Raw genomic sequence first — 18903 nt, forward strand, 5'->3', positions numbered from 1 at the left:
GGGCCATGGCCTCTGGCACGGTCAGGCCATCGTCCGCGACCGCCCTCGCGGCGGCCACCTTGGTATCGAACGAGTAGGTCTTCTTCTTTGCTCCCATGGCGGACAGGGCTCCTATGCCGACGGACCTGTAGGTGTCCAGCCATTCTCTCACAGTTCCCTCGGGGGCGCCGACCAGACGCGCGATCACGTCGCGTCCGTGTCCCTCCTCGTAGAGCCTGACGGCGCGCCGCCGCAGCTCCGCATCGCAAAGCGGTCTTCCAGACATAAAGAAAGCCTCCCATTTCTCGTGTCCAAGAAATGGGAGGCAGTTCAAAAGCCGGCTCTTTACAAGCAATGCGGCCAGACGCGTGGCGAGGTTTTCCGCATACGTGTCGTTATCGAGCTCTGCAGCCGCCAGGGGCAGACGCGGAGCTCTCAGGGCAGCAATCGCATACGGCGCCGGCGAGTATACTCGTAGGCTTCAAGGCGACGAAGCGGGTCGGTCGCGAATCTCGTAATTCACGGAACGGGGGCAACGGTCTTCTTCTTGGGACTCCCCTCCCATCGGTGTCTGGAGCGTACCGCGAGGCAAAAGCATCGAGAACATTCACCCCCCATCAACGATTCCTATAAAACCACTTATGCTGACGCTGCGAGCAAGAAACCCGTCGCAGAAGAGTTCGTACTAGTGATAGCCGCATTGTCAATCGGCAGGTTGTTTTTGCTAATCAATGCATTTCAGTCGGTTCCCATCCAAAGACTCTTTGTCTGGACCATTTCTGTACCTCAGCAGAGAAAATTCTTAATCAAAAGTAAAGACAAACTCGAAATTCATAGTTAAAATATACAAGATTGTTACTCATTTGTTTCCACATACTATGTAACTAGTTGACGTTAGGGTCCTTAAATGAATTTTTCCATCGTTTCAGATCACGAAGTCGAGAACGCCAAAATTCAGGCTACCGTAATTAAACCCACTGTCTTCATGTCGAACCTGAATGACGGCGCAATTCCGTCGTCATGCGTTTATTACATTGACATCAATTCGCTTTCTCCCACAGATTTGGAACGTGTGGTACGGGCAAAATTAGAGAAGGTGAGTTTTTTCTACGATGCTCCAAGAGATGCTTCAAAAGCGAAGTACAGGGCAGCATTCTGGCCCCCAAATTCTAGTGATTCTTCTGCCGCCAGCGCTGCATTAAAGAAAAGAGTTGTAGGTGCCTTTGAGGATTTCGGGCTTGACCCGTACGGCGCAGGCAATCGAACCGTATCTTTCTGGAAAAAACTATTACTGGGTCATTCGTGGTTAGTACCTGCACTGTCTCTGATAGCCGCAGCGTCGGTTCTTTACTGCCTAACATTTCCAAGTTTTATTCGCACAATTGAAGATGATCAAGTTATGGCACTTGTAAATCTCAGAGATATCCTAGCCGTTGTTTCGATTGGGTGCCTCCTCGCCATCACAGCATTGCTCATCATGCGAGAAATACACACTCTATCTCAAGAGCTCAGAAGAACCGATGGCTTGTTTTTAAACAAACTGATGGCGATATTGCGCTGCATTATATTGATCGCAATGGTTCTCTGGATTGCTTCGGTTTTCTTGTGCTGGTACTTAGGCGGATTTTCAGATTACGGACCAGCACTTGCAGTTGCCGACAATCCAGTGTTGAACTACTTCGTTGTTGTGGGAAACTATCTAAAGTATTTGTTCGTAATTCTCCCTTCAAGAATTACGGGCGGAATTATCGTTCCGCTCATCGAGTGGACTATTGTCATTGTGAACGCATTGTTGTTTATCCTCATCTGTCTCAACCCACCCACTTCGTTAGTAATAACAACCAGTAACGATACCATGGGAACTTATAAGGTAGAACGCATTGAGGTTCCGGCATTGATGACAAAAGCGCAAAAGGATAAGTTTATCTCGGATAAAGTCAAAGAAGCGAGAGAGAGGGCCGGCGCATCCGAGAACGTAATTTGCTGGACCAAGAAGGGACGCTAGAGATGCAAAACACTTCGATTTCGCCTTGGAGAGCGCCAAAACCAACGTCCCCTTTGGCGTCAGAGGGGTCGTCCGCCATGACTCGTGCGCAATTGTTGAAATTGATCTGGTCTAGCTTACTTGCGCTTGTGCTGCTGTGGCCACTGCTTATATCCGTGGTTAACGGCCCTTCGCTACGAAATAGCGTTATTTACCAAACTGCGCTGGGCGCTCAATGGGAGGCCCTCGAATTCCATACCGAAAATATTACACTGCTACCTCACGGTATGCCCCAGTTTTTATTCACTGGGGAAGGCATCGATATCGGCACTGGTGGCAATATTAGATACTCTTCCTTGTTAGCGGTCAACGAACCTCTCCTGTTTGCTTCTCCCGTTGGGGCGACAGGCGCGTTCCAATTCGATGCCGCGACACACACGTACTCGTTTGATAAGGAAGGATACCTGGCAACAGAGGGCTCCTACATGTATTTCACGGGCGATGAGGCACTTGAGGCAATGTGCAAAAATGATGGAATAGATGGCGCAATCATACAAAGAATAGCGTGGAATGCCCTCAAACCAAGTGATGAGCTTGTGTCAGTTGGCTATCTCTTGCTTACTCCGACTCAAATTGAAGAATCAAAGTTCCCGACAAAACGCGAATTCCTAAACAGCGAAGGCGACAACATCGGTATAGTCTTTTTGAAAACCGAAGATTCGCATATTGCAATTTACAATCCCCTTTGCAACAGCTATGGCATCTACACCCAGGAAGGGTAGAGCCTGTGGGCTCATGGACAAACCAAATCAATGTGAGGCGAAATTTCCAGATGACTGAATATTATGTAACGTACCAACAGGCACCCTTTGGGGTAACCGATCCAATTATTCTGAGTCCCCAATCACTTCTAAACAGGATTTTAGTAGGCGGCGGTTCAGAGGAGGATATCTATTTCGTCCAAATTGATTGCCTGAATCCACTTAATAATGACGACATACTTCTGATTGCTGGAGCTCCACAAGTTGTTCTCTATGCATATGGGGACTCGGACGATGGGGCGAAAAGCGAGGCGATGCGCAACCGAGGCATCGTTCCGTCTGTTCTTCTCGAACCCGACACGCAGAAACCCTGTGTGCGTATACAAGAACTTCCTTCGTTAGAAATAGCTGCACAGAAGAAACTCCAGGAGGAGAAAGCGCCCCGATCGAAATCGCAGTTAACGGAGACGCTTGTTTACAATAGGAGCTGGAAGTTTTTCGTCATTTTATTTGTCATTGAGGTCGGAGCGATTCTCGTTGCTGTTCTACCGCTATATGACGCTACATGTTTCTTGTATGATGCAAACCCAGTGCTTCACACTGTTATTTGGGCCTCTGTTTTGTTGCTACTCTATGCAATTATGATTTATTGCATTCTCGGGTTGCTTATGAAAATGTTTGACAAAGTCCGAAAATCTATCTAGCGGCCTCCTGCACCTGCAATCGAAAAGCCTCACGCTCGCTTTATAGTTTATAGAAACTATCTTATTGCACTCTCCCCTGTGGCGCACTCATCCTGCAGGAGGGGGCAAAACCATCAGCAAGCGCCCCTCTCTAATGCATTGAGTGTTTCGAACATGGGGGTGAAGTTTTGCCTTACTCCATCCAAAAGGGCAACAGCACATCGGTTAACGAGTTCATCCAGATAGCAGTCACCCTTAAGGTAGCTGCCCAGATCCTTCATTATGCCTCGTTGGCCAGTCAGCAAATCTGCGGGACAGCGCTCTAGGTTCAGATATCCTGGCAGCACTTCATAGAATATCGAGCCATCTTCTTCCTGGAAATATCCCATGACGGACATATCGGAGGAGTCAGCGCCCACAGGCGCGTGCCTCTTAAAGCGCTCATAGGCGAACTCCTCAACGACAATGGGGCCTCCTCCGCTTAGCGGCTTGCACTTGAAACACCAAGGATCATACAGCACGTCACCGCGAACGAAAGGCGTGGGAATGGTAAGCCACATGCTCTCGAAGAACTGCTCCATATCGCTCATGCCATCATCGTTTTCCCATCCTGATATTATTTCAACGAGAACGTCGTCAACGAAGACCGCTTTCCCGTGCTCACACCACGTGTCGACCACTTGTTTCCGGATCTGTATCCGTTTTGGAGAAGGCTCGTCGATCAGATCTTGCTTTGCTTGCGCCATGCAGTAGTCGAAAGAGCTGAAGGCGGCTTCCCACGGAGCGCACTCCTCCCCCTCGGGTGAAAGAATGCAATATTGGTAAATTTCGTGACCCTTTGGGGTAAAGAACGCTTCGACGGCCATGACAATCTCGGGTAGAAAGCAATTCAATGCCTCGGCAACAGAACTGAACTTTTCCTTCCATTCTGGCCCCCACGGCCTGTGTTCGTCGACGCTGCGACCCATTTCGGTTGCAATAGTCGCCAAAGCGCAAATTTTCTCTGCCAACGGCTTGCTCCGACATTGGTACACAATCCATGCTGCCTCCGAATACGTGAATCGGTAGTGAGATTGCTTCAAGTAGGATGCCGTATCGACGGAATTCACAAACTCAAATATCCAGTCTTGCACAGAGCGATTTGGCGCAACGCTGTTTACAAGCACGGCAACATTCTCGATACAGTGAGGATCGCCCCAATCGATGGTACCTACAATATCTGCGTATTCGTCGCCGTTGGCGACGTGGGCAGTCTCCCAATAGTTCATATTAGCTCCTATTAGATCGTTGTTTTCTCGGCTTAAAATGGCAATCCGGATACCGTCCGAGACCAACAGTCGAATGCCTCCTCGAGGAGCAGATCAGCTTGCTGTATAAGGACAATCCCCTTATTGGTAGAAAATGACGATATAGGTTTGCTGCAAGCGGTGCAGACGAAACGCTGAATCGCTTCGAACGCCAGGTCGAGTTGACCACGATTTTGGACGGTGTCGATATAACCCCAATTGCCCGACTGCACATTATAGTGAAAGCGAATCCTAGAAGATGGTTGTGTGTGGCTGAACAACTCCAGGAAAATCTTTTCATTCTCTACATCCAGTCGCGCACCCACAGAGGAAGGTGTTGTTGCCACCGTCAATAGTTTCTCGCGTGTAGAAATTATAGCCGTAGGTTGAGCCGCAAAACTTGCGAAGAACAAGCACCCGCATACTGGACACTCGTAAATGCCCCGGAAAGCTCCAGGACGCCCCACGGTAATTGTAGCATAGCTGCATCCGGAGATAGGGCCAATTGGCAGGGCTGGCTGCTGCATACGAACCTGGAGTTCGGCAAAAACATCCCGAGCGTCGAAAGGGCGAGATGCATAAGGACAGTCATCGAGCGCGGTCCACCGGCGCGATTCGACCCGAGAAGGCGCCGTCGCAACACTTACGGAGCTTGATCGGGAAGATGAGGGGTCCTCTTTCTCCCAGTATGTATCGAAATCCCCTTCAGCTATTGATACCCTGAACCTTTCTGAACTCAAGGAGCCCTCATGTGCGCAATGAGGGCATATGTAGTCGGCGAATACGACATCAATGCCCGATTCCTCCAACTTTGATACACTTGCGTCCGCTGTTATACAACGAATCTCATCTTTATTCGACTCAAGATAAGGCGCCAGATCGCCCCAAGGCCCCCTCAGGTGCCTCTCGACAATATAGCTTCTAGGAAACGTCGCCGAGAGATCCCATGCAGGAAGATATCCAGCAAATGCCGCTCTGAAGTACAGCGACCATCGAGACCGTAAAGTCATATCACAGTTGAGATCGGCTTCCCGCATTGGGGAAGAGCAGCTCAGAGCCGTTACTTTGTACATCCTCTGCCACCTTTTTTGTTGTCGTCTTTATCGCGCATAGCGGGGTAACCTACGAGAGAAACCCTATTGATCGCCGAGCACCCTCTCCGCTGGCCTCAAAATCCTCAAAGTCCTCCTTCTCGAGGATAGAAAGCGCTTCAGGAGAAAGATCTTCGAGCCGCACCACAGCCTCAGCACAACTTCGGACAAGCCGTGCCCCTTGGGCAATGATGGCGTCTTCGAGTAGGTTACGGACGAATCGTGCGTTGCCAAACCCCTTCTTAGATGATGCTTTGTTGATGATCTCGCAGGCCTTTGTCAAAGCATCATCACCAAGGCTCATACCCGCATTTGACGCCATGGATACAAGAATCTTGCAAAGTTCTGTAGCTGTATAGTCTGGAAACTCGATTTGTGCGTTTATACGCGAACGGAATCCAGGATTCTTGTCGAGCAAAAGGGCGATCTCGTCTGGGTAACCGGCAAGAATGACCACGACCTCCTCTCTCAGTTTCTCCATCTGGTCGATGATGGCGGTCACCGCCTCCTCATCGTAACCACCTTGGCATTGACAAAGAGAGTACGCCTCATCAATAAAGATAACTGAGCCTTTCGCTTGCCGGAAAAGAGCGGCCACCTTGGGAGCCGTCTGTCCCACCGCCTGACCGACGAGATCCTGTTTACCACATTCGTACACGTCGCCAACCGACAGAACCCCTTCCTCCTTGAGAATCCGACCGATAAGACGAGCAACTTCCGTTTTTCCGGTCCCAGGAGAACCCGTGAATGCGAAGTGCATAGGAATAAAGGAAGTCGGGAGATCGCGATCTCTTCTAGCTTTTTGTATACGCATGAAATCGAGGCGGTCGCTCACTAGACGTTTCACGTTGGAAAGTCCAACGAGTTGATCGAGCTCCTCCCGTCCACTCGTCTTTCCAACGACACAGCGGCATTCCCCAATATCCTCCTCCGTTAATGTACGAAGCATAATCTCGGTCCAACCCTCATTGGGTCGATTTGATGCAAGACGCACTTGCTGCCGACCGCAAGCGTTTTCAAATAGATTGCGCACGAAGCGTGCGTTGCCCTCGTCGTCCCGGGTCCCTCCGCGTGACACGACATTGCGCACTGCAGCACGGGCGTCCTCGGTGAGCACGAGCCCGCTCCTCTCTGACATGAAATCGAAAATGGCCACTTTTTCCTCATCGGTGTAGTCAGGGAAATCGATGGTACAGCCTATACGGGAGCGGAAACCAGCATTGCAGCTCATCAGCGCTTCCATGGATTCTCGGTAACCTGCGAGGATAACCACCACCTCTTCACGATAGTTTTCCATGCAGGAAATAAGTTGAGATACAGTCATAAACGCACCAGCAAGAGCATAGGCTTCATCCACAAACAACACCGATCCGCGGGCCTTTTCAAATAACTCAGTCATTTTACCCGCACCAAGCTGTGCGCCAGTCATAGTAATGAGACGGCCTTCCGAAAGAACCCTCTTCTCCCGGAGAATCTCTCCGAAAAGTCGTGCCACCTCGGTCTTACCCGTACCTGGCGCGCCGGTGAATACCATATGACGGCTGAATTCGATAGCATCTAACCCTTTTCCCTTTAGCTCCTCGTTCATTTCGGTGCGGAGAATAAGCTCTCGGATTCGCCGTTTGGGCTCTTCTAGTCCGATGAGTTTGTTCAAACGTTGAAGCGCTGTCTCATGTGTGGCGCATAAGCGATCCTGGTTTTGGCGAACCAGAGGGAGATAAGCGGGATAGAAATCTGCCGTTCGCTTCGCTCGACTCCAATCTCGATAGACGATGTCAAGGTCGGCGTAAGGATCTTTCTGGATATGTTTAAAGAAACAGGCGGAGAGGTCGTCATCGACCACAAGACCCTCTTTCTTCGCGCGCTGGCACAACTCGTTCAAGGCCCCTGAAGGTTCTATTGTCGCAACACTCAAGGGCTTGTTCCGTGCAATTTCAACGAGGGGCACCTTAATTCTTCGCGCAATTCGTTCTTCTAAATTATGGGCACCGTTGGGCACGACGAAGAAGCATTGCGCGCAGTCTGGATTGACGCTCACGGCATCTATGAGTCGCATCAGCGCGCGATAAGCATCAAGGTCGAATGAGTCGCCTTTATCGAGGCATCCATATCTGATCACGACGTTTCCCCCGGCAAGCGATTGAACGAACGCATCGTTAAGGCATTCGTAGAAATATTCGAATGAGCTTGAGTACCTGACGTTGGATCCGATCATCCGATCGAAATCGATGACTGTGACACTGCGCGACGACACCCTTTCTGCTCGATAGAGAGCATCAACCAAAATATCCACAATAGGGCGGTATTCGGACTGACTTATACCCTCAATGAGGTAATGTGCCGGCATAATAGAGGTCCGTGGATTGTTGTCGATCGGGTTTATTGTTGGCTTCTTAGCGTTGATGCGATCTAGCTCACGGCATAGAGCCGTTGCGTAGGCAGAAGGAAGCTCCACGGTGCCCCCCTCGTCCTCGTGATCAATGACAATGTATTCATCAATGAAATCGCGCTCCATGCGCACGGTGAAATATTCCTCAGCGAGAAGACCTCGTGCGATGTCGCGCACTGGTCGCGTACGCAAAGAGTGCGAATATGCACCTATACAGTCGTCCAGAGTGGTTTCTTCTATATTAAGAAGTCGTACTGCCCCTGTTACAGACCATTCGCGCAAAGCTCTCTGGATACGCTCGTCAAGAGCAGAAAGATTGAGAGAACCCTGCCTGGTTATAGCATTGATGCGAAAGTTCACGCCGTTGTCGGAGACTGTATCTCGATATTGCTCATCAGGACATATCCAGGTGTGGCAATCTATAAGAACACTGAGCCAGTCGCAATTGACCCACATGAATCGCTGATGCTCTTCCGCATGATACGTAAACTTGAAAAACCGCATGATGCCTCCTATTGATTGTGGGTTCGTTTGAGCGTACGAACCCATCCCCTGACGGGGCTTCTGTCAGAACCGCAGGAGTTTACTGAGATTGGTCGGGAGCTTCGTTTGCCTGCTTAGCCCTCCGGTTGGTACGGCTGCATGGGAACTTCAGCCCAATCGCCCACATTACCTGGTCCCTCGAACTTGAAAGTGGTGTATTGACAAGTTTCCTCGTCGTATTTAAGAACAGGTACGTAATGGGTTCTCTCACTTGAGCCATCAAGGTAGAAGTGGCTTGCACCATCCCAGAAAACTTCATGGAAATCTGGGTCACCCGACAACTCAATACTGCACGATCCCACATGCCCGGCAATCACATCGAATCGAAACGTACCCCTCGAGGGCGGAAACTTTCGCAAGAAGAATTCTTCATCACAGCCCCACTCCCAAACATCATCGGCTTCCTCGTCAACTCCGGCATGCACGAATATCTGCGTGGGTGTCTTATGATAAAAGGGCAAGTTCTTGATCCACCGCAAAACGCGGCTCATAGGGTCAGAGGACCCCAAGATCTCCCTATTGCCGTAGTCGGTCATAGCGTTATACAAATCAACGTCGTTGTTTCCGGCAAGCACCATAACCTGATCGGGATACTCCTTTTGAAGGCTCATAATCAGTGGGTAGATCTCCATATGTTCGTGCCCATGGTCGATGTAGTCTCCGAGGAGGATGAGTATCGTACGCGGATCATCAAATTCGACCACTCTCAGAGCCTCCAGAAAAGCTCCAACCTCGCCATGAATATCACTCATTGCATAAATGACGCCCATGAGCTTCTCCTCCTGATGTAGTTCCAGTGTTGTAAATATGATACAGTCATCTGTGTAGGTGAAACAGGCAACAATGCTGACACTTTCCGTTTCGAAATAGGTAGTCGGACTACCTCTATAACGGATGAAGCGGACAATATGCCGATAGCTGCCAATCATAGAGTCGCAGATGTAGTATTATCCTGGGCATCAGCAAATGCCTTTAGGAGCGTCACATGGCACGTAATCTCCCATCATGCCCTGAAAACATATATCGCACATGTCGACTACGCGCAGAATATTCAAGCCAGCAAAAAGCCGTCGAGGCTTTCGCATCCGCCGGCTTCCCGATTAGTGAGGGATCATTGAAGGACTATGAACGCGATCGTCGAATCCCCACACCGCAGACCGTTATCAAGATGGCTGAGATCTACGGTACACCAGAACTTAAATATCTTCATTGCTCGGAGAGTTGCCCACTCGGTCAGCAGATTGCAAAAATCGATCCAACAATTGGCGTCGATGACATCTATCGCACATACTTTGAGCTTATTGGCGCCTTCAATCGTGTGAACCATATTCAGAAGAAACTCCATGATGTCATCGCGGATAACGATCTTAAGATGGATGAACTCCCCGCAATGGTCGATATTCTCGAAGTGCTTGACCAGATAGCCGAATCAAGTAAGGAAATCAGAATCTGGGCCGAGCGAGAGAGGACGGAAAAGACCGACGTTGACGGCTAACCGGATATTCACTCCTGATCGATTGGAATTTTTCTAGGCGCATATTCAAACGCGGTATAGTCCATAACTTTGCGGCAGTGAAGGAGAGTAAATTGATTGTCTCGCCAGAAGGAATGAACGACCTACTTCCCGATATGGCCTTTTTTTGGAACAGCTTTAGATCGAAAGCGCTTGAAACTTTTGGACGATACGGATATCTTCCCATTGATACACCCGTTGTGGAACAGACGGCGCTATTTGTTCGGAGTATCGGCGAGGGCACCGATGTTGTCGCCAAGGAAATGTTTGCCGCCATTTCCGGCGAAAACCTACGCCGATGGCTAGAGGAGGGCAAGAGTCCTAAAGCGAAAAGTCTTTTGAGTCTGCGCCCTGAAGGCACGGCAGGTATTGTTCGTGCAGTGGTGCAGCATGATCTAGTGCCCCAGGGAGCCGCACCTGCGAAGCTCGTGTATGCTGGCCCGATGTTCCGCGCCGAGCGGCCACAGAAGGACCGCTACCGTCAGTTCAATCAGCTCGGCATTGAATGCCTAGGAAGCGACTCTCCCACCATCGACGCAGAGGCGATATCAATGCTGATGGACTTTTTCGGACAAATCGGCCTTCCATATGACAGTTTCAAACTTCTCATCAATTCTATTGGCTGCGAATCATGCCGTTCGACCTATAGGGAAGCTCTGCGATCTTTTCTTTTGGAAAATAGCGCGAGCCTTTGCGAAACATGCAACACGCGAATAGAACTCAATCCTCTTCGCACCCTAGACTGTAAGAATGCGGATTGCCAAAATGTTATGCACGTCGCACCTAAAATAACTAATTATCTTTGCAATGAATGCAAATGTCATTTCGATGAGGTGAAAGAACTTTTGTGCGTATCGAGTATCCCCTATATCGAAGAACCAAGTCTGGTGCGTGGACTTGACTACTACACGAGAACCGTATTCGAAGTGCAGGTAGCTGAGGGGATGGGCGCCCAGAATGCCATAGGTGGTGGAGGTCGGTACGACAGGCTTGCCGAACAGATCGAGGGAAGACGCACGCCGGGATTCGGTTTCGCGCTCGGATTCGAACGGGTTGTCTCGGCCCTAAGCTCTATTGGCATCGAGCCGCATGTCGCGCGCAGTCTCGATGTATTTGTTGCCTGCGCATGTGCTGAGGCATATAAAGTAGCTTTTTCCCTAGCACAGGCATGCAGAGCAAAAGGCCTCTCCGCGGATTTCGACCATCAGGGTCGAAGCTTAAAAAGCCAACTTAAGCTCGCTAACAAGTTCAATGCCTTACAGGTCATATTCCTGGGACCCGACGAACTGGACGGCAACTATGTCACTGTTCGTGACATGGAAAATCACGAAGAGCGCCCCATTTCAATGGAGTCAGTCGTAGTGGAACTGGTGGCCGCATTAACCAAAAAATCTGAGAGCGGTCCCGCGTAAGGAGATAAGCATGTATCTAGAGCTGGCGGTATCAGCAATTACTCTACTCGGCATTGTCGGCTTCATAATTTGGCTGTGCCTGCAGCCGCAGAAAAGAATTCTTGAGATCGCCGTTCCTCTTTGTGTGATCAGCTTCATGATCATCTATGTATTCTATCTTGTGGCCCGATTGGCTCCTGGGAATCCCGTATTTGGGATTCCAGCAGCACTGGCTGCCTTTGTTGAAACATTCGGCTCGTTCACTAATGGTGTTGCCTACTCTGATATAGCAGGCTCCCAACGTGTGATTCGACTTTTCGGTACCTTTTGGTTTGAGACGCTCTTCTGGGCTTTGCACATGCTCGTTATTGTCACTCTAGCCATAAGCGGCTTTGCGGTATTCGGCAGAAGACTTATGGATCGAGTTCGTGTTCGTCTCGCTGAGGCTGTTGGCAAAAGAGACATCTACTACATTTTCGGCGATTCTGAGGGGGCTTTACTATTTGGCGAGAACCTTGCAAGTGGTAGACATGAAACGCTGATCGTGTATTTTTCAGAAGACTACAGCGAAGTGCTCCGTGAACGAATCGCTTCTTTTGGCGGGGCACTAATTGAGCTTAGCAAAGATGCCAGTAGCAACTATTTGGCTAGAATCGAGGCCAAACATCCAGAACGCTTGGTGGTTTTCAGCGGAACTAACAATCCGTGTGTAAATGGAACACCCATTGCTGAGCTTCTTGCCAGAAAAGTCGTTTCTGACCATGCACCCTTCAAGGTTATGTGCGATTCATGTGGTGCGGAGAGTGGACACCCGCTCAAAATACCGCAAAAGCCCTATTCGGCGATGATTGTAGGCTTCGGCGAAATCGGACAAGCATGTCTGAAGCAGCTGATTATGACCTCACAGCTATCTCCTACGGGCGAAACGCCTGTTTTTCATATAATAGGACGCAATCCGATTTCTTATGAAAAGTTCCTGATCGAACATCCAGCCATACACAACTGTGCGAGAATTAAATTCTATCCTGAGGATGCCAACTCACTCAAGTGTTGCGAATTGCTCAAAGTGCTACTGAACGATGCGAATGCCCCGCTTCGAAATATCTATGTTTGCTGTACGTCTTTTAACGAAGCGAGTCATTCGGAAAGCCATGGTTTAAGAATTAATAAGTCCATACGACGACATCTAATCGGCGTAATCGAAAGAAATGGGCTTAAAACCAGAGATGAAATTGAACGCATGTTCGTGATGCCAAGCGTCGAGGAAACCGAAATATGGACACCGCAAATTCTTCTGCATCACGAACTTGACGAACGCGCTATACACCTAAACGGATACTACTGCTTAAATGAAGCCGATAAGCAAAAGGACGTAAATGAATTTCGCGACGACTTTCAAAGACAGTGGTTTGGCAACATGAACCTACCAGCAGCCCAGCGTGAAGGTGCAAGTAGCTTGCATAAGCGCTCTTCTCGTGCAGCAGCTGACTTTATGGAGGCATATTTCTTCTTACTTGGCATAGACCCGAGGGAGCCGGGCTCGAGAATGCGGTTCAACGCGCTAATTGGAGAGTTGCCCGAAGTATTGGAGCCTTTAGGCCGTATTGAGCACTATCGATGGTGTGCGTTCCTTTACTGCATGGGCTATGAGCCGATGGACGAGATGGTCTTCCTTCGAAGGGTTAAGGAGATTCCGAAGAATGCCGAAAAGGAGCCCAGCCCAAAACCTCAAGACGACGGCATCCGAAAACAACATGCGTGCCTAACAACATGGGAGGCCCTACCCATATTAGATGCGATATACATTGACAATGGTCCAGTCTATACCAGAAACAGAACATGTTTTCAGGTAAACGATATAGAAAACGTGCGGCTGGCAGGCAGGCTAATCGGAAAGGAATGATTCTTAGTCGTCTCAGTGAAGCTGTCTCGACTGATTAAGAAGATTGGTTGACTTCCTGAGAAAAATCAAGACCTGACCATTCTGCGATAATATCAATCAAGTCCAATTCAATTTCAGGATTCCTACAGGCACCCTTGTCAATATGCCGTCGAATCAGCATGACTTCTTGCGCAATCTCATTTCTGCCGACTGCGCTCTGGAGCATTGGGGGATAGATATACGAAACGCTGTTTTTTCGTTCTTCAAGAAACAATCTTGCAGCATCTTTTCCCTCGATATGCAAGATGTTTCTGACGTGACTAATCGAAACGGAAACAACTCTACCAACAAAGTAAAACAGATTGTCGCGGGCCTCCGACTCTACAATCTCTAGTTGCTTTTTGGAAAGCCCTGCAGCTTCTTTCCAAGAAGTCGCTTCTTGACAGAGTTGCTCTGCTCTATTTAGACACTCCAGATACTGGAGGGGGCTGCGTTCGATATGCAGCGTAACCCTTTTGAAGGCAGCTGCGGCGGCTTCGTCTGTTCGCCCGATCCCGTAACAACAATCGCACAATACGTCATACGCTGAATCTAGATGGATGAGTATCATGCGTTCTTCACACCCTTGAGATATCGATTCAAGAAGAGTTACCCGCTCTTCAGCCACCCTACAAGCCTCTTTATGGTCATCTGCCTTCTCCAAAATAAGAATTAAACTGTCAAACGCATCGTCCAGCATATCTAACATGCAGTGCATTTTAGAGACATATCGGTCACTATCGATTTTACACTGAGTGTCGTTTTGACTATGAACGAATTCCTTCACCTTGCCTAGCGCAGATTCCGCAATATCAATTGCTCGCGAATTCTGCCCTCTCTTCAGTTCGCAGATTGATATAGCATGAGATATATCTATTAATTTACGCAATCGATTGTTTTCACTGATACACCTTCCGTCTATTGCGAGAATTCGATCAGCTACCTGTCCAAGCGCCGCAATCGACTCATCGTATAGTCCAAATTTTTCATAAATGCGAGCCAAACATTCGCGCGGCGTTGATCCATAACCATACCAACGAATACCGGAAGGAGCATCGAGTCCAGACACGAAATCAGCGTCGAGCATTTCTTCCTCGAACACCGGCCAAAGTGGATTCGCCCGCTCAAGAAGTGCTCGATATTTTGATTCATATTTTTTGCAGGGGAGCAATTCCCATGTAAGCGCCTTTTCGATCTCTTGGGCTTTATACTGAGGAGATATATCCAAAGCACAAACGTTGTTGCAAATAAAGTCGAGCATTTTCTCACGAATCAAGAAAACCAATTCCTGATCATCTGCTCTCATCGCCAGATTTACCATCTTGCGATAAAGTTGTGTGCTGCCTCCAAACCATACGTTTAAGAAGCCCGCTCCTAAATCTTCGCTGTCTGCCTGTCTAGGTGCAAGATTTTTGGATATGAACCCCATGCCTTGCTCTAATACGGCGAATGCTTCGTCCATGCCCTTGTTGTCGACATAGGCATCCGCAAGGATCCCATAAACATTAGCCGGCTCCAACCACGAACAGCCCATCATCTCAAGAAGATAGCCGCGACGGCCCGCCTCCTCCACTTCAGATACCATTTCTTTCGCATACCTTATTCCGTTCTCCACGTTGCCACGGGATAAAGCTCTACGGCTCATTCTTTCCAAGATTGAGATAATAGCATTTCTAGCATAAATGAAACTTTTATTGGATGCATCTACCCCATTCAATATATCGATTGCCTTTGCGCCTACTTCAGCCACGCTTTCATGACCATTGTCACTCGTATATTCTCTCGCATCCAATAAGTCACAAAGAGCCCGGACGGTTGACTCGAAACCTGAAATGGCCTCCATAGATGGATACGCTTCCACCTGCCGTTTGCGCGACTCAAACAGCTTCACAGTACAATGCAGCTTATCGCATGAACGAAGCATTTTTCCATAGGCTCTTCCAAGTTCATCGAGCAACCTGACTCTATGGGTCGCCAATATTCCACCCTGCGTCTTTTCTTCTGAAAAGACCAGCTCATCTGAAGGCAGATGCCCCAGAAGCTCTTCCCCAATAGCTATGCGGGCTAAAGTCGAAAGACTCTCTTTATCGCAATCCCGGGAATAACAATATTCGGTTAGATCAACCGCTTGCTTGACAAATTCAACGTCAACCCTGAGCCTTTCATATTCCCTCTTGAGCTTCGCGTGCTTCAGGAGACCTAAAACATGCACTTTCTCGTATTCGGTAAGTTCGTCGCAATCTTCTACGGCTCTAGCATAGAAGCACTTGGCCATATGTCTGATTGCATCCTTTGCGCTCACGTAGTAGTCGCCAGACAACTCTTCATCTGAAAGCCAAGTTTTCACAAAATCGTGATTAAAGGCTACCGTTGCATTACCGAATTCGTCATTATCGTCTTTGGTGATGATTCGAATCTTGTTTAGAAAGCGCTTTGTCTTTCTTTCGCGCCAGTCAAGTAAATACGACAACTCATCACAGGGTAGTGAACCTGGTGCAGCAAGAATAAGGCCGAGCGCATCTGCAAACTCTGCATCATATTCATCAAGACTGTCTTCGCCGTCGCCAAATATCCACTGGAACCATTGGCGAATAGCGCCAGAGAGTCCAGGGGTCAGGTCGTCAATGGCCTTAATCCCTGCTTTGTTACCGCCTTTATTAAGTGCATCAACAATGAGGGAGACATAGAGAAAACTCCCGTTGGACTTCTGCGTTAGATTGCGCACGGCCTCATCAAACTCAGGATCTTCACCAAATGACTCTTGAAGCTTTTGCCTTACAAAGCTTTCTACATCACCCCAACGATCTTCGCTTTCGCTAAGGTTTCTATACGAGCATCCATTGCCAGGGCAAGCTTTGTCCAGCTCCTTTACAACGGGATCGACGCCTCTTGTAGTGACAAGAACCTTAATCCAACGAGGTAGGCTCCCTATCTTTTCTCCAAGAAGCTGCGCCACAGGGTTGACTCCGCAATCTGCAGGACCCGCCTCATCCAGTCCATCGATAACAATGATGATATTTTCATGGGCTCCGTCTATTGACGAGGCGAGCGGCTCTGCCAGAAGCGTGTTGAAGAGATCTTTAGCACTTCCAGACAAATTGCGCTGATCGCGTGTTAGCTCCAATAGATCATTCCGATAGTTTTCATCCTGGCATGCGAGAGAAAAGGCGACGGTTTGCACAACCACTTTCGGATCAACAAGTTCGTCTGCGTCGCGTTCGCAGAACACACCGATGGCGATTTTGTAGTCTAACGTTTTTGTGTAGTGGGTAAAATGAGCGGACCACGCTGATTTCCCAAATCCCGGTTCACCTTTGAGAACCAGCATTTGGGAGCCTTCGGGGGTCTTGGCCCAAGAGTCCACTTCTTCAGTAAGCCATTCTCGGCCGCAAAAATCATTCATGAGCAAACTGTGAGCTTTACTGAGATTCTGACGGACATTTAACCTGCGACTCAATTCCGTAATATCCTCACTGAAGCTGTAGAAATCCGGATTGTTCAGAGCAGTCTGCAACTGATTCATGCAGTCTTCAAACCACGCTTCGAATGCAATAGGATCTTTTTCCCGCTCCTTCCAGTCACTCATGTCGAGCCATTGAGCATGTACAATGGAAGGCGGTATGTCCACGGTTTCTTCTGGAGCTAAAAGAATGGGCTGCACACGACCATTCTCAATATTGAGTGCTATTGCAAGTTCATTGCGACAAACGCCATTCTCCTTCATTGAGTTACCGGAGAGCAGGGCAATGACGTTGCCATTTGCATTTTGGATCATTTGTCCAATGCGTTTACGCCAATTGTCTCCCACGTTCATACCTCTAGCACTCTCCCAGTCATAAAGACAATCGAAGTTTTTAGAGGTCAAATATCGATAAATTCGCTCACGAAAATAGTCATCAACGTGAGCGTAACTCATAAACAAAGATATCTGCTTAGCGTTTCCCGCGAATTCATTGCAATCGATTTCGTTGTTTGATTCCACTACAGAACGCTCCTATCAATATTCTTCACTATCCGAAATTATAGCGAAGTGGCGCGGCATAAATACTTAAAGCATGCACAGGAATTTCAGCTAGCATCTAATCGAATGTTGCAGTGTACACGTCCATCTCAACCTATAATCATGTTGCATCATGCAAACGACAGCAACTCAATTCCAAAGGTGAAGTAAAATTAAAATATCCGCACCAAGAAAGGGAGATGTATGAGCGATAGATTAGCCAGAACCGACATTTCTGATGACGAATCCGTCGAACGAGAATTCCTGGATAACACCGACGCTGATGTGGACAAGCGGGTATCGGAATCTATTACACAGGAATACGCTGAGACCCTCCACCGACTTGATTGTGAGTATGCAGCCTATGAGCTTGCATTAAGGGATCCTGAATCCGAAGAATCAAAACGTAAAGAGGCTCTCGACGAGATAATACGCTCCCTTTGATGGCTGCGCCCTGGAGAACATTGGGGAGCCATCAACATAGGGTAAAGAGAGCCGGTTTGTGAACTGCACCCCAGTTCTTGGACGGGCTATTAAGAACTAAGCAGCAAGGGACTGATTCCGGAACTCCTCCGGGGTCAGTCCCTTTAGTTTAACTTGCCTTCTCCTTGTGTTCCAGTGGATGACGTAAGCGTCGAGGTCGCGCTTGAATGCCTCGAAGCTCGACCAGGTCCTTCCCTTGAAGAACTCGTCTTTTATGTGGCCGAACACCTGCTCCGTGGCCCCGTTGTCGATGCAGTTGCCCTTGCGCGACATGCTCTGCACCACCCCTGCCCCCGCGAGGCGGTTGCACCATCCGGCCTGCTGGTACTGCCATCCCATGTCCGAGTGCAGGACGGGCGCCGAGCCCTCGGGCATCTTCGCCAGGAGCTGGTCGAGCAGCTCGTGCTGCTGGGCCATGTTCGGATGAGTCGAGGTGGACCAGGCGACGATCTCCTTGCTGGCGAAGTCGTAGACCGGGGCGAAGTAGGCCTTGCCCCAGGGCTGCTTGAACTCGGTGACGTCCGTGCCCATCTTCTCCCATGGGCCGTCAGCCCCGAAGTCGCGCCCTATGACGTTCTCGAAGGTCGTGCCCACCTTCCCCCTGTACGAGCTGTACCTGTGGTAGTCGGTCTCGCGGCGGATGCCGCACCTTATGCCCATCTCGCGCATCATCTTGAGCACCGTCTTGTCGGCGACGACCGCCCCCTGCTCGGCGCGCAGGCACATGGCTATCTGCCGGTGGCCGCACCCGTTGGGGGTGCGCGAGAATATCTCGGCCGCCGCCTCCCAGAGCTCCGGCCTCGTGGGCGCCTTCGGATGCGCTAGCGCATAGTAGTAGCTGGACCTCGGCAAGCGGGCCGCTTCTAGCAGGCCAGCTAG

The 18903-nt window shown here is 49.3% G+C and carries 13 protein-coding genes; 7 read left to right on the top strand and 6 right to left on the bottom strand.

What is annotated here, in order from left to right; all coding sequences use genetic code 11:
* Positions 1-265, bottom strand: a 265-nt coding sequence (locus G503_RS0110845) for a helix-turn-helix domain-containing protein (protein ID WP_028027590.1), incomplete at its 3' end; no start/stop codon positions are given.
* A 621-nt stretch (positions 266-886) separates the two neighbouring features.
* Between G503_RS0110845 and G503_RS16405 the strand changes: the two genes are divergently transcribed.
* From G503_RS16405 to G503_RS16410, 3 genes are all read left to right on the top strand, one after another.
* On the top strand, positions 887-1984 hold the full coding sequence (locus tag G503_RS16405) for a hypothetical protein (protein ID WP_156892000.1): 1098 nt from the start codon (positions 887-889) through the stop codon (positions 1982-1984).
* 77 nt (positions 1985-2061) lie between these two features.
* On the top strand, positions 2062-2745 hold the full coding sequence (locus G503_RS0110855) for a hypothetical protein (RefSeq protein WP_028027592.1): 684 nt from the start codon (positions 2062-2064) through the stop codon (positions 2743-2745).
* A gap of 50 nt (positions 2746-2795) precedes the next feature.
* Complete coding sequence (locus tag G503_RS16410) at positions 2796-3428, top strand: hypothetical protein (protein WP_156892001.1); 633 nt, start codon at positions 2796-2798, stop codon at positions 3426-3428.
* A 113-nt stretch (positions 3429-3541) separates the two neighbouring features.
* Here the strand turns inward: G503_RS16410 and G503_RS0110865 are convergent, their stop codons facing one another.
* From G503_RS0110865 to G503_RS14920, 3 genes are all read right to left on the bottom strand, one after another.
* Positions 3542-4675, bottom strand: coding sequence for a hypothetical protein (locus G503_RS0110865; protein WP_028027594.1), 1134 nt, complete (start codon positions 4673-4675; stop codon positions 3542-3544).
* Between the two features lie 1140 nt (positions 4676-5815).
* Positions 5816-8677: an AAA family ATPase gene (locus G503_RS15730; protein WP_169628169.1), complete on the bottom strand. Its 2862-nt coding sequence runs from the start codon at positions 8675-8677 to the stop codon at positions 5816-5818.
* 113 nt (positions 8678-8790) lie between these two features.
* Entirely contained in the window at positions 8791-9486 is a 696-nt protein-coding gene (locus G503_RS14920; protein WP_051191163.1) for a metallophosphoesterase, read from the bottom strand.
* A 215-nt stretch (positions 9487-9701) separates the two neighbouring features.
* On the opposite strand from G503_RS14920, the gene G503_RS0110880 reads away from it, so the two are divergent.
* The 3 genes from G503_RS0110880 (at position 9702) to G503_RS16415 (ending at position 13523) form a co-directional block, all read left to right on the top strand.
* Positions 9702-10211, top strand: a complete 510-nt coding sequence (locus G503_RS0110880) for a helix-turn-helix domain-containing protein (protein WP_156892002.1) — start codon at positions 9702-9704, stop codon at positions 10209-10211.
* Positions 10212-10303: 92 nt separating this feature from the next.
* A complete protein-coding gene (hisS, locus tag G503_RS14925; protein ID WP_235715555.1) occupies positions 10304-11641 on the top strand; it encodes a histidine--tRNA ligase in 1338 nt (445 codons plus the stop codon).
* A gap of 10 nt (positions 11642-11651) precedes the next feature.
* Complete coding sequence (locus G503_RS16415) at positions 11652-13523, top strand: hypothetical protein (protein WP_156892003.1); 1872 nt, start codon at positions 11652-11654, stop codon at positions 13521-13523.
* Between the two features lie 34 nt (positions 13524-13557).
* Here G503_RS16415 and G503_RS0110895 read toward each other — a convergent pair whose 3' ends face one another.
* Positions 13558-17523 carry a toll/interleukin-1 receptor domain-containing protein gene (locus tag G503_RS0110895; protein WP_084636564.1) on the bottom strand — a complete coding sequence of 1322 codons (3966 nt, stop codon included), beginning with the start codon at positions 17521-17523 and terminating at the stop codon, positions 13558-13560.
* 222 nt (positions 17524-17745) lie between these two features.
* Here G503_RS0110895 and G503_RS0110900 point away from each other — a divergent pair, with 222 nt between their 5' ends.
* Positions 17746-17985, top strand: coding sequence for a hypothetical protein (locus G503_RS0110900; protein ID WP_028027598.1), 240 nt, complete (start codon positions 17746-17748; stop codon positions 17983-17985).
* A 96-nt stretch (positions 17986-18081) separates the two neighbouring features.
* Here G503_RS0110900 and G503_RS0110905 read toward each other — a convergent pair.
* A partial coding sequence (locus G503_RS0110905) for an IS3 family transposase (RefSeq protein ID WP_028027599.1) occupies positions 18082-18903 on the bottom strand: 822 nt, incomplete at its 5' end.

This window comes from Adlercreutzia mucosicola DSM 19490 (assembly GCF_000422625.1).
Lineage (GTDB): Bacteria > Actinomycetota > Coriobacteriia > Coriobacteriales > Eggerthellaceae > Adlercreutzia > Adlercreutzia mucosicola.

Coding starts and splice junctions, on each gene's coding strand:
- G503_RS16405 (WP_156892000.1), top strand. CDS start 887: ATGAATTTTTCCATCGTTTCAGATCACGAAGTCGAGAACGCCAAAATT.
- G503_RS0110855 (WP_028027592.1), top strand. CDS start 2,062: ATGACTCGTGCGCAATTGTTGAAATTGATCTGGTCTAGCTTACTTGCG.
- G503_RS16410 (WP_156892001.1), top strand. CDS start 2,796: ATGACTGAATATTATGTAACGTACCAACAGGCACCCTTTGGGGTAACC.
- G503_RS0110865 (WP_028027594.1), bottom strand. CDS start 4,675: ATGAACTATTGGGAGACTGCCCACGTCGCCAACGGCGACGAATACGCA.
- G503_RS15730 (WP_169628169.1), bottom strand. CDS start 8,677: ATGCGGTTTTTCAAGTTTACGTATCATGCGGAAGAGCATCAGCGATTC.
- G503_RS14920 (WP_051191163.1), bottom strand. CDS start 9,486: ATGGGCGTCATTTATGCAATGAGTGATATTCATGGCGAGGTTGGAGCT.
- G503_RS0110880 (WP_156892002.1), top strand. CDS start 9,702: ATGGCACGTAATCTCCCATCATGCCCTGAAAACATATATCGCACATGT.
- G503_RS16415 (WP_156892003.1), top strand. CDS start 11,652: ATGTATCTAGAGCTGGCGGTATCAGCAATTACTCTACTCGGCATTGTC.
- G503_RS0110900 (WP_028027598.1), top strand. CDS start 17,746: ATGAGCGATAGATTAGCCAGAACCGACATTTCTGATGACGAATCCGTC.